This window comes from Zooshikella sp. RANM57 (assembly GCF_050749885.1).
GTDB lineage: Bacteria > Pseudomonadota > Gammaproteobacteria > Pseudomonadales > Zooshikellaceae > Zooshikella.
This window is the reverse complement of the sequence record NZ_JBOIUB010000001.1, coordinates 451,599-468,994: the sequence shown is the minus strand read 5'-3', so window position 1 is coordinate 468,994 and position 17,396 is coordinate 451,599. Positions and strand designations below refer to the sequence as shown.

At 41.9% G+C, this 17,396-nt stretch carries 14 protein-coding genes; 2 read left to right on the top strand and 12 right to left on the bottom strand.

The features are described 5' to 3' along the window. Positions 1 to 169: 169 nt before the first annotated feature. From htpG to ACQ96U_RS01645, 3 genes are all read right to left on the bottom strand, one after another. Positions 170 to 2,083, bottom strand: coding sequence for a molecular chaperone HtpG (gene htpG / locus ACQ96U_RS01655; RefSeq protein ID WP_431719486.1), 1,914 nt, complete (start codon positions 2,081 to 2,083; stop codon positions 170 to 172). 82 nt (positions 2,084 to 2,165) lie between these two features. Continuing rightward, the gene (locus ACQ96U_RS01650; RefSeq protein WP_431719485.1) at positions 2,166 to 2,822 is read right to left on the bottom strand and encodes a hypothetical protein; all 657 of its coding nucleotides are present in this window, start codon (positions 2,820 to 2,822) and stop codon (positions 2,166 to 2,168) included. A 324-nt stretch (positions 2,823 to 3,146) separates the two neighbouring features. Further along, a complete protein-coding gene (locus tag ACQ96U_RS01645) occupies positions 3,147 to 3,869 on the bottom strand; it encodes a DUF599 domain-containing protein (RefSeq protein WP_431719484.1) in 723 nt (240 codons plus the stop codon). Between the two features lie 289 nt (positions 3,870 to 4,158). Between ACQ96U_RS01645 and ACQ96U_RS01640 the strand changes: the two genes are divergently transcribed. Continuing rightward, a complete protein-coding gene (locus ACQ96U_RS01640; protein WP_431719483.1) occupies positions 4,159 to 5,094 on the top strand; it encodes a DMT family transporter in 936 nt (311 codons plus the stop codon). Here ACQ96U_RS01640 and ACQ96U_RS01635 read toward each other — a convergent pair. The 9 genes from ACQ96U_RS01635 to ACQ96U_RS01595 all read right to left on the bottom strand — a co-directional run bounded on the left by ACQ96U_RS01635 (position 5,000) and on the right by ACQ96U_RS01595 (position 15,745). Continuing rightward, positions 5,000 to 5,866 carry a prenyltransferase gene (locus ACQ96U_RS01635; protein ID WP_431719482.1) on the bottom strand — a complete coding sequence of 289 codons (867 nt, stop codon included), beginning with the start codon at positions 5,864 to 5,866 and terminating at the stop codon, positions 5,000 to 5,002. The genes ACQ96U_RS01640 and ACQ96U_RS01635 overlap by 95 nt on opposite strands. A 289-nt stretch (positions 5,867 to 6,155) precedes the next feature. Next, positions 6,156 to 6,902 (bottom strand): M48 family metallopeptidase, encoded by a 747-nt coding sequence (locus ACQ96U_RS01630; protein ID WP_431719481.1) that lies wholly within the window; start codon positions 6,900 to 6,902, stop codon positions 6,156 to 6,158. A gap of 358 nt (positions 6,903 to 7,260) precedes the next feature. Continuing rightward, entirely contained in the window at positions 7,261 to 8,364 is a 1,104-nt protein-coding gene (locus ACQ96U_RS01625; protein WP_431719480.1) for an ACP S-malonyltransferase, read from the bottom strand. Further along, positions 8,361 to 10,706, bottom strand: a complete 2,346-nt coding sequence (locus tag ACQ96U_RS01620; RefSeq protein WP_431719479.1) for a thiamine pyrophosphate-dependent enzyme — start codon at positions 10,704 to 10,706, stop codon at positions 8,361 to 8,363. Before ACQ96U_RS01620 ends, ACQ96U_RS01625 begins: the two co-directional genes overlap by 4 nt. Positions 10,707 to 10,732: 26 nt before the next feature. Next, positions 10,733 to 11,926, bottom strand: a complete 1,194-nt coding sequence (locus ACQ96U_RS01615) for an acyl-CoA dehydrogenase (RefSeq protein WP_431719478.1) — start codon at positions 11,924 to 11,926, stop codon at positions 10,733 to 10,735. Between the two features lie 577 nt (positions 11,927 to 12,503). Next, entirely contained in the window at positions 12,504 to 12,716 is a 213-nt protein-coding gene (locus ACQ96U_RS01610) for a hypothetical protein (protein WP_431719477.1), read from the bottom strand. A 234-nt stretch (positions 12,717 to 12,950) separates the two neighbouring features. Further along, positions 12,951 to 13,811 carry a PEP-CTERM sorting domain-containing protein gene (locus ACQ96U_RS01605; RefSeq protein ID WP_431719476.1) on the bottom strand — a complete coding sequence of 287 codons (861 nt, stop codon included), beginning with the start codon at positions 13,809 to 13,811 and terminating at the stop codon, positions 12,951 to 12,953. A gap of 450 nt (positions 13,812 to 14,261) precedes the next feature. Continuing rightward, positions 14,262 to 15,263 carry a PilW family protein gene (locus ACQ96U_RS01600; RefSeq protein WP_431719475.1) on the bottom strand — a complete coding sequence of 334 codons (1,002 nt, stop codon included), beginning with the start codon at positions 15,261 to 15,263 and terminating at the stop codon, positions 14,262 to 14,264. 200 nt (positions 15,264 to 15,463) lie between these two features. After that, positions 15,464 to 15,745 carry a hypothetical protein gene (locus tag ACQ96U_RS01595; protein ID WP_431719474.1) on the bottom strand — a complete coding sequence of 94 codons (282 nt, stop codon included), beginning with the start codon at positions 15,743 to 15,745 and terminating at the stop codon, positions 15,464 to 15,466. A 540-nt stretch (positions 15,746 to 16,285) separates the two neighbouring features. On the opposite strand from ACQ96U_RS01595, the gene ACQ96U_RS01590 reads away from it, so the two are divergent. Continuing rightward, complete coding sequence (locus tag ACQ96U_RS01590) at positions 16,286 to 17,371, top strand: hypothetical protein (RefSeq protein ID WP_431719473.1); 1,086 nt, start codon at positions 16,286 to 16,288, stop codon at positions 17,369 to 17,371. Positions 17,372 to 17,396 lie beyond the last annotated feature (25 nt).

The following is a 17,396-nucleotide window of genomic DNA, read 5'->3' as shown; positions in this document are numbered from 1 at the left end:
ATCAGATTGAATTTCACTCTCAAGAAAGAAAACTAGCTAATGCCAGAGACAAGATAAAGGCATTAAAATTCAACTTTGACCATTATTTAACCATATCTAGCTAAACCAAATGGCCAAAGTCGAATTAAAGTGACTTTCGCTAAACAGAGATGTTCAGCGTTATCTTTCCTTACCGGCTCATTTCAAGCAGCAGTTTATTTAAGCGATGCACATAGTTTGAAGGGTCTTCCAACTGTCCACCCGCCGCTAACTTCGCTTGATCGAATAATACTTCGGTCAGGTCATTAAAGCGATCAACATCCTGTTCATCATGAAGACGTTCAACTAGAGGATGAGAAGGGTTAATTTCAAACGTAGGCTTAGACTCCGGCATTTTTTGTCCTGCAGCTTCCATGACCTTACGCATTTGAATGCCCAGGTCATACTCACTCAATACCAGACAAGCAGGAGAATCTGTCAAACGATGACTTAATTTAACTTCTTCAACTTTATCTTTTAAAACTTCTTTAATTTTTTCAATTAAATCGGCTTTTTCTTTGCTGGCTTCTTCAATCGCTTTTTTATCCTCTTCTGAATCAAGTTTGCCTAAATCCAGATCACCTTTGGAGACATCAACAAATTTCTTACCATCAAACTCCATAAGCTGTTGGATAAGCCATTCATCAATACGATCGTAGAGTACCAGCGCTTCAATACCTTTCTTACGGAATATTTCCAGGTGAGGGCTGTTTTTCGCAGCCTGATAATTTTCACCCAATACGTAATAAAGTTTATCTTGCCCTTCTTGCATACGACTAATATAGTCTTCGAGCGATTGGTTTTGCTCTGCACTGTCGGTATGCGTTGTGGCAAAACGGAGCAGTTTGGCAATTTTTTCCTTGTTGCTGTAATCCTCAGCGGGTCCCTCTTTGAGCACTTGACCAAATGTTTTCCAAAATTCAGCATATTGCTCTGGCTCTTTCTTCGCCATTTTGCTGAGCATATCAAGTACGCGCTTGGTCAATGCAGAACGCATGCTATCAATTTTAGGGTTATTTTGGAGAATTTCTCTGGAAACGTTTAAAGGTAGATCGTTAGAGTCTACAGTACCTTTAACAAAACGCAGGTACAACGGCAAAAACTGTTCAGCGTCATCCATAATGAAAACACGTTGAACATACAATTTTAAGCCACGCTGTACATCACGGTTCCACAGGTCAAAAGGCGCACGCTTTGGAATATACAATAAACTTGTGTATTCCGCTTTACCCTCTACCTTGTTGTGGCTCCAGGTCTGAGGCTCATCAAAGTCATGACTGATGTGTTTATAAAACTCTTTATACTCGTCGTCTGTAATTTCATTACGTGGACGCGTCCATAATGCAGTTGCGGTATTAACCGTTTCGTATTCAACCACATCGTCAGTTTTTTTCTCTTCTTCTTCATCCCCTGTTGGTGTAGCTTCTTTCACCATTTCAATGGGTAAAGAAATATGATCAGAATATTTACGAATAATATTGCGCAGACGGAAACCATCAGCAAATTCTTCACAATCAGATTTTAAGTGCAGCGTAATTTTAGTACCACGACTCGCTTTTTCAGCTGGCTCGACAGTAAAATCACCTTCTCCAGCAGACTCCCAGCAAGTTGCTTCATCAGTACCGGCATGACGTGATGTCACTGAAACCCGATCCGCCACAATAAATGCTGAGTAAAAACCAACCCCAAACTGACCAATCAAATGCGCGTCTTTCTTTTGATCACCCGTTAGCGACTGCAAAAACTGAGCCGTACCTGACTTTGCGATAGTGCCAAGATTATCGATCATCTCCTGACGAGTCATACCAATACCGTTATCTTCAACAGCAATGGTATTGGCTTCTTTATCAAACTCAATGCGAATTTTTAAATCTGGGTCATCAGAAAGTAATTCGGGTTTATCTAACGCAGCAAAACGTAATTTATCGACTGCATCAGAGGCATTAGAAACCAGCTCACGTAAAAATATTTCTTTATTGGAATACAAGGAGTGAATCATCAGGTGAAGTAATTGTTTTACTTCCGTCTGAAAACCAAGAGTTTCCTTTTTAGTTTTTACTGTCATGTGCTGTTGACCTTCCACTGACGTTGAACTTACTCCGAGCAACCTCGGAATTCACAATTGACAGCAAGATGGGGTGATTTTTTTATTTTTCAAGGGGAGACATGGTTAATAATGGCTGCTCACCAGGTAATGGGTTTGAATTTTGGCTCCAGGGCAAGGTTCCACGTAACTGTGTCTGCTTATTTAAGCGTAAATCCAGTGTTATAAAACGTGGTGTCACATGAAGTATAAAACTTTGAGGTTTGGCTAAATGATCTTTAAGAAAAGGTCTCTTAGCATCAGTAGGTCGAGTCAATTGAGAAAACACCAGAGGGTAGTCACGCACATCCAACATTTGCCCCATCGCTAGCGTACTATCAGGAAACGTAACGCGTAGCTCGCGAATAGGCACGATATCATTGACCTGTTGACGCTCAGCAATGACCAGCTGGCCTTTCCGCCATTCAATATAATTTGGCGTAAAAGGTTCATTGTCTAAGGTTCCCATCATGGGTAAATGCAATAATGCCTGCTGACGCTCTGCTTGCCAGTCCTTAACAGGTGCCAACATAGGGCCAGGCTCATCATCAGGTTCAACCAGCCACACCTGCAATGGCTCAATCAACAGTGCATATTTTGCAGGATGAGTAAACTGCATATTATGAAGGGCGACAGCAGCAGTAATAAGACTAATCCCCTGCACTAACATAATCACTCTTAATCTATCCCAGTGATGCCAAACGTACTCTAACGCTAACACAGGCACCACCAGGCACTTCAGTAAGGACCATCCACTCTGTCGCCAGATAAAATAATAGAGAAATGGTAAGCTTAAACCGAATACCCCGAAAGCGGCGTACAAAATATATTCTTCTACAACCAAAATAGTGACCAATGCGTCAAAAAATCAGGTTGCCAACTTTATCACACCCCAAAGGGTAATGAATAGTTCATCTTAGCCCCTGCTCATCGCAACGCCTATCTCTCCGGCTAACCACCACTTACCACTAGCACGCCCTTACCACTGGCTTATACCACACCCTCTGTCTGTTAAAATGACATAATTTGCTGACTAACCGCATAATCATGAGGAGGGTTGCTCTGAAATAACGGTAACCTTAGGTTTAAGAGGAGTAATCACCATTGCTTTTAACACTGCTGAGTGAAACTCACGCTGATATAAAATAATAACCACCAATACTGTAGCCAATATATAAAACCAAGGATTAATAAACCAGGCTAAGGTAGCCAAACCAAAATAAAAAGCGCGTAATCCATAGTTAAAGCGGTTCGCCGCTAGGGACAATACTTTGGCTAACCGTAAAGCATAATTACTCCGTTCCTGAACACTCACATCTGTTTCAGAAGGCACAGGTGCACTACCTAGTAGTACAGAAGCAAAATTATATTGGCGCAAACTCCAGGTAAATGTGAAAAAGGCGTAAACAAAAATGACTAACAGTGCCATGATCTTTAGTTCCCAGGCCTTGCGTGATGGTGCAGCAACCCAAGGTAGATCGGATAATACTAATATGGCATGTTCTGTAGCAGTAAGAGCTGTCACCAACCCGGCAACGACTAATATTGAGGTGGACGCAAAAAATGTAACATTCCGTTCGAGATTTGCGGTGATACTGGCATCACTAATACGATTTTCTCGTAACAGTATGCGTGTTGCCCACTGCTGTCGGTAACGGTGTAATACCTTTGCTAAACAAAGTTGCCTTTGCCCCTGATATTTGGCAAAAAAACTATAACCAACCCAGGCAACGAGTGACCAGAGTAACGCAACGACATCCCAAAGCATTGCATTTATTTCCTTACTTATATCAACTGAATAGGTTAATTTGGGCCTGTTAACCCTAGCACTTACGTTAATGACTTATTATTACCGTAAAAGCAGCATGAGGTTGCAAAACAATTATCCACTTATAGCGTCACACCATGTTTTTTAAGCTGAAATACTGCTACTGTAGTATCTTTACTTGCATACATGGTTTACAACACCCGTTTATAAGACTAACCCTCTATACCTACGATGCGTTATCATTACGCAACGATGTCAATTTAAGTAGTTTAAAAATATACCGCTTTCAATGAGTCACCTTAACCAGCCACTGATTGGCGCAAGCTATGCCTTAGGTTCTGCGCTCGTGGGCAGCATAACTGCAGCTGCCACCAAGTATGTTGCCTCTCAGGTTCCCATCACTTCAATCATTTTTATACAGTACTTAGTGGGCAGCTTGATTCTGTTACCTTGGCTTATTCAGCATCGCAGATCAGCACTGCGTACACAGTGTTTAAAACTTCATATCTTGAGAGCAGTGAGTGGCTGGTTAAGCTTTTGGTGCTTTTATATGGCCTTGTCCCATATCCCTTTAGTCGATGCCATGCTATTACGCAATGCCGCCCCCCTATGCATTCCATTAGTACTATTAATCTGGCTTAACATTCAAATTCCCAAGGCACGTTGGTTACCCTTAGTTTTAGGGTTTATAGGCATTACACTGATCCTACGTCCAGGTATAAACACTTTATCTATCTGGCATATCGTAGGCTTTGGTTCAGCGATCAGTTTAGCCTGGTCAATGATTTCAACACGAGAACTGGCTGCAAGTGAGCCAAGCAAGCGCATTGTCTGGTACTATTTCACGCTATCCCTGTTGTTTAGCCTACCGATGACGTATATGGACTGGCAGCCTATACCTCTGCGGCTTTGGCCATGGTTAATCGGCATAGGCATAGGTATTTACGGACTCATGCGACTTTATACCAATGCTTATCGCTATGCTAAAGCCAGTATTGTTGCCCCCGTCAGTTACAGCAATGTCATCTTTTCTGGATTACTCGGCTGGCTAATCTGGTCCCACACACCCGACCTGATCAGTATTCTAGGTGCACTCTTGGTCATTGGTGGTGGCATACTTACACTTGGTCTTAATAAAGCGCCAGACTATAAGCCACCCCAAATACCAAAAAAAACAGCCCAGTCTTCGGTGGTAACAAATAACGATCTTTCAACTCCTTCTTAAGTAACGCCAGGAGTCCGGGTAACAATAATAAAGGCACAAAAAGCCAGTACACTGCAGGCAGTTTTCCCCAGTACCACATCAGCAAACTACTGACATAACACACCAGCAGTAAACCATAGTACAAACTAAGGCTTCGCCCTAAGCCCCAGCGAACGGTTAAGGTTTGCATACCTTGCTGCGCATCGACATCAATATCACGAATTTCATTACTTAATAACAACAAAGCAGAAAGCACACTGACTGGGATAGCTTCCAGCATAACGCTGTTACTCCAATCACCCGCCACAGCATAATATGCCCCTGCCACCATAAGCACTCCCATCAACCAAAAGACACAGGGCACACCCAGTCCTCTCGCCTTGTAATTAATCGGTTCACCGGTATAGCCATAGCCTCCTACTAAACCAACGGCACCTAACAGCAGTATCCCCCACCCCACCTGCCAGGTCAGCCATAGCCCAATGAGCACTGCGATACCCGCAGCAACCATACCTCCCAGAGTATGTTGTTGAATGGTCGCTAACACGTGAGCCTTTTGAGGATACTCGCTAACGCTAGCCTGCTCCCATAATGGCTGATCACTGTGATTATTTAATAAATTGACAGCAACCTGTAACAGTATGCCAGCCACCATCACTGCAACCGCACGAAGATCATCGCCCAATCCATCACGATAGGCGAGTAACACCCCCAAACCACAGGTAATAATGGCCACACTGTAAGAAAAAGGTCTGAGTGCTCGTTTTAAAGTGTATTTTGTTGGATCTAACATGATTATCCGCAAGCTAACTAAATCACTGCACATAGTGACTTCAATACGACATATTAGGCATATGCATTGAGGATATGTGCATATCGATGAAATAACAGAGGTGCAGTGTAATCAGTTACATGCACTGTGTCACATAGGCACTGTACGTATTCTATTAAATACACTACGCAGGGAAGTTTGCAGAAGGCGGCTAAAAATAATAAGCCAGAGCATGAAGTACTCTGGCTCCTATGGCTTTAGTCGCTAAGCCATGAACTCACTAGGATCACAGCTTAGGATCGTAAAGCGTTTAAAGCTGAGCTTTTATCTTTGCGATACGCTCAGAGGTAGAGGGATGGCTTGAAAAGAAACCGCCACCCTCACCTGAATAGCGCTGCAGTTTCTGAAAGGCACTGACCATGGCATTTGCATTGTAGCCATTCTGCTTCATAAACTTCACACCAAAGCTATCAGCTGCCAGCTCATCTTCCTGAGAAAAGTGGGCACCCACAAATTCTTCTGCTAACTCTCCCGCTTCAGATTGTGCGTACTCGCCAATTTTACCACCAGAGGCCGATAACCCTTTACGTGCAGCAGATGTGAGCAAGGTTGACTTATACTGGTTGAATGAGTGCTTAAGAATCACATGACCAATTTCGTGTCCAATCACACTGAGCAATTCTTGATCATTCATTTTATCCATAAGCCCAGAGTACACTCGCACGGTACCGTCAGGCATAGCAAATGCGTTCAGTTCATTATTTTCATACACTTTGTAGTTGAATTTTACGCCCTGAACATTCTGGTGTTTTTGCACAAGCTTATTAAGACGTTGTTGGTATTTGCTGTTGGCAGGTGCCACTTTAACTTTCTTATCCATCTCAGTAGCAGACAATCGAGCACTATCAATCACTTCAACTTCAGTGATTGTCATTGCGGACACTGCATCTCCCAACGCGTCAGATGCCAATGAGTTTGATTGCAACTCATCCAATTTACAACCGGAAAGACTGATCGCAAATACGGCAGATGCAGCCATTACAGTTAACTTCTTCATTCCTGATTGCCTCTCCACATGATAAAAAACAAGTTTTACCAACTGCCTTGATTCAAAATTAGTCAATAAATGTTCATCACAGACTTCAAGCTAAGGCAGCTGACAGCAAAAATAAACAACATACGGGTCACAGGGAATTCAGTTTACTCGCCACTTACCCTGCTGAAAATAACCCACTAGTACGTTAGATTAGTATGCAGGCGCGCAACATACATGGTGAAACGATCAATGGTCAAACCCATGATTAGACGCCTATCACAAAGCGGTGTTGATCCCACTAAAGAATTTACAATCCCTTACCTAGTCACACAAAATAGCCACACCAATTTGTCACATCAACTACACCTGACATCCACTATCATAAGTGATCAATCGCATGGGGCTGAAGGCGCGTGACTGCTGTCCGTTGATCTGCTAATCCCATTGAGACTAAGTTAAGCTGCTGTGCCTGTTGTTGTGCAAACTGTTGTTTATTCTGCCAACCATACCACTGTTGTTGGATAAGCACTTGTGCTGATGGTCCACCCAGCGTATTACCTGGTCCTAATAAAATAATACGGTCAGGTGCATACTCTTTGATAGCCACTTCAAGACTGCAACTAAAGTCATAAGGCGTTGTAACCTGGGTTTGCAACGTGTACTGCATTAATTCATCAACCCTTGTTGTCCAAGGCAGCCATTGATGCCCCCGTCCATCAATCAATGGGGTAGTCGGTGGATTAAGCGGTAAATCCTGTAATCGTTGGCACGCAATAGTGGATATAGTCTGCATCAACGAGGTATGAAAGGCGGCATGTCCTGCAATGACTTGAGGGTAACCACCAGGCTGAGGTTCTAATTGTTGTGCTAATAAACGAATACCCAGCTCGTTCCCTGCAATAATTAAGTAACCACCTAGCTCAATGGAAATAGACAGCTCAGCATCTTCATGAGCATGCGTAATATCATCCATCGTTTCCATCACCTTAGCCCGCACTTCAGGTTGGTAGTGCCATTTATCATCCACCCAGGAATAAATCAGTTGTTGGCCTGTCCCCTGCTGATCCATTAACCGCCCCATAGTGGTCACCAATGACAATCCTGCAACAGGCGATAATGCACCCGCCACTGCCAGTGCCGTATACCAACCCATGGAATTCCCCAGCACGGCTACAATATCAAACTGATCTTGCTCAATGGCTAAAAAATCAGCATAGCTACAGGCATAAATGAGTGCAGCGCCATTTTCACCCGAGTTATGTAACGGTCGCTGAAAACGTTCTGCCTGATCCAATGCACTTATCGTCTTTAAATGATGCTGTAATCGATACTCATCCAGCGCATACAACAACGCCCCCTGATGAGCATGAAAACGTTGTAAATACCCTAAATCAGCCCGTTGATAACTCGCCCGACCTGGACAGACCACAATGGCAGTTTGTTTTTGCCTCGCTGTTTTAACCGCCGTTTGCGACTGCTTCATGCGATGCCTCCTGCTGTCAGCTCTGAGTTAGTAGACGGCATGTCATGATTACCCCCAGGATAGTTATGATTAACTCCAGAATAGTTATGATTAACCCCAGAATAGTTATGCCACATGTGCCGTACTCGCTGAACAATTTCGTCACATTGAGGAAGTACCAAATTGGCTGCTGGGCCTAATGGAATAAAGCTATCCGCTGCCGTAAGGCGCTCCACCACAGGCAGGGGCTGAAGCTGCTCAACGAATAACGTCACCAGTTGTTCACTGATTGAGCCTGTTTGTCGGCATTCATCGACGATGAGGATATGAGAACAGTCCTGAATTTCTTTGACTAATGCCTCTGCACGAATAGGTGCTAACCACCGTAAATCAATCAGTTTGATGGGCAAGCCATCCTGTTGTTCAAGTATGCGGGCTGCTTGTTGTGCCAATCTCACACCATTCCCATAGCTGATAATGGCGATAGGCGCTTTGTTGCCATACACCCCAAACTCGCCAATCTCTATTACTTTATTCGTGGCAGGTTCTGGATAAGGAAAGGCCCATAAATTATCGCCAGCCTGATGTAAATCTTTTGTGGTATACAATGCTATCGGTTCAATAAAAACCACCACCCGTTGCTGTTGCCAGGCATAAGCTACTGCACGGCGTAACATCGCAACGGCATCAGCCCCATTAGCCGGACACGCTATCACCAAACCGGGAATATCGCGTAATACAGCCAATGAATTATCATTATGGAAATGACCACCAAAACCTCGTTGATAGGCTAACCCCGCTATCCGGATCACCATGGGGTTGGTAAATTGCCCTTGCGAAAAGAACGCTAAGGTCGACGCTTCTCCCCGTAACTGATCCTCAGCATTGTGTAAATACGCCAGAAACTGTATTTCTGCGATAGGTAGAAAGCCATTATGCGCTAACCCAATAGCCAGTCCCAGGATGCTTTGTTCGTCTAATAAAGCATCCATCACCCGGGCAGGACCAAACTTTTGCTGTAATCGACTGGTCACGCCATAAACGCCACCTTTTTTCCCCACATCCTCTCCACAGATCACTATTTGAGGATACTGTAATAATAAATCTGCTAAAGCATAATTCAGTAATTTATTCAGTGGCTGAGGTTGGCTCAACTGTCGCCATTCATTGCCAAATAATGATTTACGCTCAGCTTCAGAGGGTAAATCTGGAGTTGACCTCAATTGCGAGCAGGCCGTGATAGTTGACATCACCTGTTGTCGAGAGGTTAGTTTAGGACGTTTCACGACTTCCTGGGCCACCCGAGATATTTGATCCCAGTACTGCTGACAGCCAGCAATAATTTCCTGTGCCGACAGGATATTAAGATCGCGTACTATTCGTGCACTGTATAACAGTGGGTCCTGCTGTTCTTGTCGCTGAATTTCTTGGGGGGATAGATAACTGGTTTGCGCATCAGAACCTGCATGGCCATATAAACGAATCGCTTTTAAATGCAGTAATGCAGGACGACGATAACGTCGCACATAATTAACGGCTTTAATTGACACTTGATAAGCCGCAAGCATATCCAAACTATCGGCATAAAAATATTTTATACCTGGCCGTTGCTTACAGCTCATGGCCACCCAATCATTGGGGGTTTTCACTGAAATGCCTAAACCATTATCTTCACAGACAAATAATAAAGGTAAAGGTAAATGCCGATAATGAATCCATGCTGCAGTATTTAAAGCACCTTGTGCCGTAGAATGATTGAGTGATGCATCGCCAAAACTGCACATCACCAGTGCATCACCCGCGAGAACACCTTGGCTGTTCAACTGTTTATGTAAAGGAATGCTATAGGCTGTACCCACCGCTTTGGGTAAGTGTGAGGCAATCGTGCTGGTTTGTGGGGGAATATTCAGTGGTAAGCTGCCAAAGACCTTATGACGCCCACCGGCAATAGGATCTTCCGCCGAAGCGGCAAAGGCCAGTAACATATCATAAAGAGGTGTACTATCGGGTAATAATTTACTCCTTTGCATAAACAGTGCACCACTGCGGTAGTGCAAAAACAATATGTCCTGCAACCCCAACAACTGGCCCAGTACGACATTCCCCTCATGCCCAGCACTACCAATGGTATAAAACCCTTGCCCCTGTTGCTGCATTTGCCGGGCTTTCAAATCCAGCAACCGACTCAGCAGTTGACTATGAAACATATCCTTGACTAATTCAGGCGTGATCCCCGCCTCTTTGAGGCCAACCTGATGCTCTCTTTTAGGTAGTTGATCTTTTGCAACTAATTCGCAGAACGCATTTACTCGGGCTTCATCCACTTGCCTCATTCTACCCTCCCTGGCCTGTGTACCATTCATTCTTAGCCTCATTCGCTAAAGCGGTATTAACTAAATGCGGAAATCCCGGTCTGCGCTTTTCCTAAAATCAGAGCATGAATATCATGGGTACCCTCATAGGTATTGACGGCTTCCAAGTTGAGCATATGACGAATCACAGGAAATTCATCAGCAATCCCATTTCCACCTAACATATCCCGTGCCTGCCGAGCAATGATTAACGCCTTGCCACAGGCATTACGCTTGACCATAGATATCATTTCTGGCGTCACTTGGTGTTCATCCATGAGTCGCCCTACACGCAAACTGGCTTGTAATGCCAATGTGATTTCAGTTTGCATATCAGCAAGCTTTAACTGCACCAGTTGGTTAGCCGCTAAAGGCTGGGCAAACTGTTTTCTATCTAACGTATATTGACGTGCAGTATGCCAACAACACTCAGCCGCACCTATCGCCCCCCAGGAAATGCCATAACGGGCTTTATTTAGACAGCTAAAAGGACCTTTTAAGCCAGCCACATTGGGTAAAATTTGTTCTTCAGAGACAAACACATCATCCAGTACAATTTCACCTGTGACAGAGGCACGCAATGAAAATTTGCCATGAATGGCCGGTGTGGACAGCCCTTTGCAATCCCTTTCCACTAAAAAGCCTCGCACTTGCCCCTCAAGTTTGGCCCAGACCACACAGAGATCAGCAATAGGTGAATTGGTAATCCACATTTTGTTCCCTGTAAGCCGGTACCCCCCTGTCACTTTTACTGCCCGGGTTAACATACTGCCTGGGTCTGACCCTGCATCAGGTTCCGTCAAACCAAAACATCCCACCCACTCCCCTTTAGCTAATAAAGGCAAATATTTTTGTTTTTGTTGATCAGAACCAAATGCCCAAATGGGATACATCACTAATGACGACTGGACACTTAAAGCCGAGCGATACCCACTATCCACACGTTCTATTTCTCGGGCAACAAGACCATAGGCTACGTGATTAACATTGGCACAACCATAGGCTTCAGGTAATGTACAACCTAATAAACCTAAACGACCCATTTCACTCATTATTTCTCGGTGAAAAAACTCTTTTCGAAATGCTTCTGTGACTCTAGGTGCTAGCGCTTGCTGGGCGTAATCTCTCGCACTATCCCTGATCTGTCGTTCTTCAGCGGATAACTGTTGCTCGATCAACAAAGGGTCTTCCCAAATAAATTGAGGTTTTGAAATAGTCGACGCTTGATTCATAATCGTTACCACACACCCTAACGCGTTTTATACCCTTTATGACGGATATAAAAACACGCCTACATTTTAGTGAATAATTATTGTCATTTTCCTTCCTTCGCCGCATTATGCTAAAGCGCTCTTAAAACTACAAGCTGTATGCTATTTAAAACAGTCTATGCCTTCAACGAATGGGGTTTAATCTTTATTACCACGTTAAAAATGATGCAGGACTAACACTTGAAATATTTCTTTAAAATAAATAGTGTAATACTGTAATCATATTAAAACCTATTCTTTAGTAGTGAGATCATAGCGCAGTAAAGACCAAGGATGGTCTTTTGTTGGGGATGAACAAATAATTCAAGCACTGCATTGGCACAACTTATACTCATCACGAATTATTTTTATATGTAATTGCCTGCATTTATAATGCATAAGGATAAAATCATTATTTCTAAAATTAATTAAAGGGGAATAATTTAAAATTAGCTACCCTAACAGGCTTCCTTGCCTAATAGAGTATATAGGAGGTGAGAATTGCTAGCAGGCACTTTAGACAAAAACATTATTAAAGATCATCCTGATCAAAAAAAGTCTATAAAGGAATAACATGCGTTGCTAAATGAGTGCCATGGTGTTGTCCTGAAAGATGAAGCCTTACCTCTTGTCCAGGTTTTAGCTGATAACGACCTGGTTCATTAAAACTCATATGATTAATATAAACCTTGCTAACTCCATCAATATCAATGCACCCTATTCCATTATTTTGACAATACCATTTTACATGTCCAGTATATTGATTATTCACTTTGTTGCTCCTTATATATCCCTTCCACTTTTAACCTAATCTTAAATCAAAAATACACTACCCGTATTCTACAAACCATTACCAAGATCAAACAAACACACTCTATTTTCAGCAGAGAAACTAATAATCTTAATAAAAAACCTTCTTTGCGGAGCCTTTACTACTAAGTACAACCAGGCTAATAATTAACACACCTTTTTAATACTCAACAAAGAAGCAAATACCAGACACAATTTATTTTTTAAACTTACGACGGCCAGCCATCAGTAAACCCAAGCTTAATAAAGCCACAGAAGTAGGCTCAGGCACTTTAGTTAATGTACCAAAGGTATATAAAGCAGTTGCATCGTTCTCAGCGGTAAAGTAGTCTGGACCCAGCTCAATCGTTGAGCCATCTGCATCAAATGAACTATAAATGAATAATTCATAGGCCATATCATCAATCATTAAATCTATCGTTACAGGAAAGCCTGCTAACGTCGTTAATGAGAAAAAGTCATCACATATTGAACCCTGAGGATTACCAAAAGGACAACCTGCGGCATTGAGTGTTTCATTAAATTCAATATCAAATAATGTCACTAATGTCTTGCCATAATCTCCAACAGGTACTAAAGCAGGAACATCAGGGTCTGCAATTTGAGCTGCTGTTGCGAGAGCCAAAGCCGTACCCTCAATAGAAGCTGACTGGAAACCCACTCCAAGTGTACTACTCAGAGATAAAGCACCTAAAATTTGAGCAGTCTCTAAAGTAGCAAATGAACCATCCAACACATTATTATTATGTGTGATAATTGACAGCTCATAAGGAGTATCCAAAGCCGCTATTGAAATTGTTTTATGACTTACTAGTTCCAAATTACTTTGGTCACCACCAGCACTAAAAGGTACCCCCCAACTTAATGTACTGCTTAGGTCCGCACCAAGATCAGCGTCAACAATAGTTGCGGGAGGAATTGCACCTGGACCTACAGTAGGGTTTTGGAAGATACCAGAACCCGAAACAATTGATAGATCAAGTATACCTGCTTGTGAATTTACAGCAGCAGCAAGACAAGAAACCGCAAATAATTGAGTAAGTTTTGATAAGCGCATTTTCATTTCTCCTTTACCATATTTATTGAGTGTTCAAACTGTTCCACCCTCAATAGTGCAAGGAGGTTGCCAATACAAAAAAATATCAAAATATCAAGATGTTACCTTTTAGTTAGACAACAAGAAAACGCTTATTGATAAGTGACTCAACAACCAGACTCCGTTATATTTCAGATAATCAGGCTATACAACATATTTCCTATAATAGTGGTGTAAAAAAATTATCGTCCCTTTGATAAAGCCTGGCTAATCCCTACTCGAAAACACCGTGAATCCTTGCTGGAGACTTGGTCAACCATTAACGTACATTGAAAGACCACAGGTGTTCATTTAATTATGATTGAGGTATAGCAAAATGTGGGGTCGCAATGCTTGAATAGGGTTGTGAAACAGGTGCTGGGAGCACGGTAAGCAGTAGTAACCCCGGAAGGTATCTAAAAATAATACACGCTAGGTATTTCTTACTTTAATAAAAAAGTCAAAATCACGGGCAATAGTATTTCCCTGACTACTCACTTCATCAACCGTGTTTAAACGTAAGTGAATACGAATAGCCACCACGCTACTCATATCAGATACTAAATCGGCAGTAACATAGCGATTGGGTACTTGATCAACATTGGTATCCTCGCCATACAGAAAGGTCATTTCTTCAACACCTCTGACCAGTTCTTCTGCAGCATTTAAGCCTTCCTGACGCCACAGTGACGTAACAGTATTACCTTGGTTATTTGGAAAAGTAGAATTGGCCAAGTAATAAATGGTTGACTGCATTTTATAAATAGCCGCATCTTCGCCATAAGGAATACCATCATCACTTAACTCTTTTTTTGCATTACCTGGGTCAATTGACCCACCTGTATTATGAACAATGTTGTATTCAGAACCGCCTTTAGTTGAAGCTATATTTGTTATTTGAAATAAAGTGGCTTTTGTACAGTCACTGATCAGAACAATCTCTTCAGCAGCCAGTGAAATATTCGCCTCTACTTTAATATCCGCTGAAGTATCGGGCATCGCTTTGGTTACTTTAGCGCCCTCATCAGAAGCACGTCGAATCACTAATATATCCGCAGAAGTGCTGGGGTTAAGGTTCTGTATTTGAGTATTCAGTGTTGGTGACCATATGCCACTTTTGTAAATATATCCTGAAAAAAGAGTCCCCATATCCATCAAATAATTAACTTCAGAAGGCTTTAAACGATTAATAAAATCTCCTGAGCTTACTTTTGAAAGGCAACCCATATAACCTGCCATCCGGATATCGTGACTGATTAAGTCAAATGCCAGGCGAGCATTATCTTGTAATCGGGATAATCCATTAACAATACGGTAGGATTGCTGATTGGCGTTAAAAATACTAATCATCCCGCCCATTAGTACTAATCCAAGCATCATCGATATCAATAACTCAATCAATGTAAATCCTTTTACACGACCAATTGAGTACATAGCTTAAATGTCCTTTTTTAACGTCCTCTTGTCATAAAAGTGTATACCTTAGTTTTTATATCGAACAGAAAGTCATAAAAACTTAACAAGCCGACGTGACGTGTTGATTAAAGATCAAACACACCAAATCGGCTGATAAAATATGACTAATTTAATACACAACGAATAGTTATTTCGCTAGCCTAAAAAGGCGTGTAAAACTAATCATTATGTATAAAACTTTGCGCGACTTTCATTCCATAAGCATCAAACTTTGCATAAACTAAGGGTGCATCATAATAATGATTCGGATTTACCCTTAACACTTTGTAACTGGCATTCAACTGCCCATCTTGCGTAAATTCTTGAAAAACAAACTGCTCTTTTATCTTTTCACTCACTGAACTTTTATACTTTTTTAACCTAAACTCATTTTCCTCAGGAATATCAAGTAAACGTTTAAACAATAACTCATTTACAGATGATTCATCCAACAGTACCATCTCTAGCCTCCTTGTAATTGATAAACCTCTTAAAAACATCTACAGCGATAAAGGTAAGCTAGGGCTAGGCATAAATAGTGCCAACCAGACTAATAATTTAATAGCCACTATAATCTTAAAGCCACGTACCAAGTAGCATAAGCACCAGAGCAACAATAATTATTAGTGACAATTTTATTAGCCATTAAAATCATCTCCTCTAATTCATTATTTGTAAAACAATTCAACAATATTGTATTTTTTAAACCGCTATAAAAATCTGCATCAGCTAATATCTATTCATTTAAAAATCACAACAACCTGACTTTACATTCCCTTACTAGTTTTAAACCATACTTTCCCTGATTTATCTCACCATTAAATTAATTTTCGGCATACATCAGTTAGTTTGTTCTATGTTAACCAGCCAAATAATTTTACAAAAACGATGATTCATTCACTTTCATGGTTAATAAGTATTTGAATGAAAGTACTTTTTTAAAACTGGAATAGTTCCTGCTGAGTACCAGTTGTCTAAACAAAATCAATTAGGAATGTGCCATGAAAACTCCATTTAAAAGACTACCACTTGCATTACTTGTGACGGCAGGTATTTCAGCACCTTTTAGCCAGGCAGCTGAATTACCTTATATGTTGCCTTCAGTGATGCTGCCTTATGCAATTCAATATGATGATTTTTCCTCATTTTCAATGCCTGTATTGAATTATTTTACCCAAGCAGATAATTCAGTTGGTTTGGTTCCTGGACCTTATGGAACAACAATTCAACCGAGTGAACCCTGGTACATTAAGTCTGCTCCAGGTGAGTTAGGTATGGATGGTGAGTATATCGTGATTGCCACTGGTACCAATAATGCTGGCGTTAATAGTAATGCCGATATCAGTAATCTTATTGACCCAGCTTATCAAACCCCTTCTGGCGGATCATCTAACTCACTGGACTTCAGCACCGTGACAGCTGATCCAAACTTAACTGGTGTGGCCGACCCTGGCGGTATTAGTGGTGAGGCTAACTTCAATGATTTAGAAGACAGTTGGGATATCAATGTTGGTACTTTATTAGATTTTTTAGGTGCAGAAACTCAAATGGTGGTGATGTTTAACCACAATGAGTTAAACAGTGATGATGAACCTTTCGGTTCTCAAGCCTTACTGGCTTGGGCAAAAGTCTGGATTACGGATAATGATGGCAATGACTCTGGCTTAGGTCCTTTTTACTTGCGTGCGAACGAAACAGGTGGTGCCGATAACCCCAATGCTGACGACTGGGTACTTGCGGCAGGTGATGTGTGTCTTGATCCAGATACATTTATTCCTGACCCAGGTTGTAATAATGACCCAGATAATGATGATATTTACTTCAGTCATAACCTGGGGGCTGATAACGCAGCTTACGGTGTAGTATCGTCTTCTCTTGACGAAGCTATGCGCAATCTAGTTAATCCTGAAAACTATACCTTACATGCTGATATTCGCCTGGATGATGAAGATGATGGTTATGAGCAGGCCTTTATTATGGCTGCCCGTGTCATTACGCCTGATGAACCACCTCCCGTACCAACTCCAGGTATTCTTGCATTGTTTGGGTTAGGGTTGTTATCAATGAGATGGTCACGTCGTAAGTAACTGAAAAACCAGCCAGTGTCAGCGA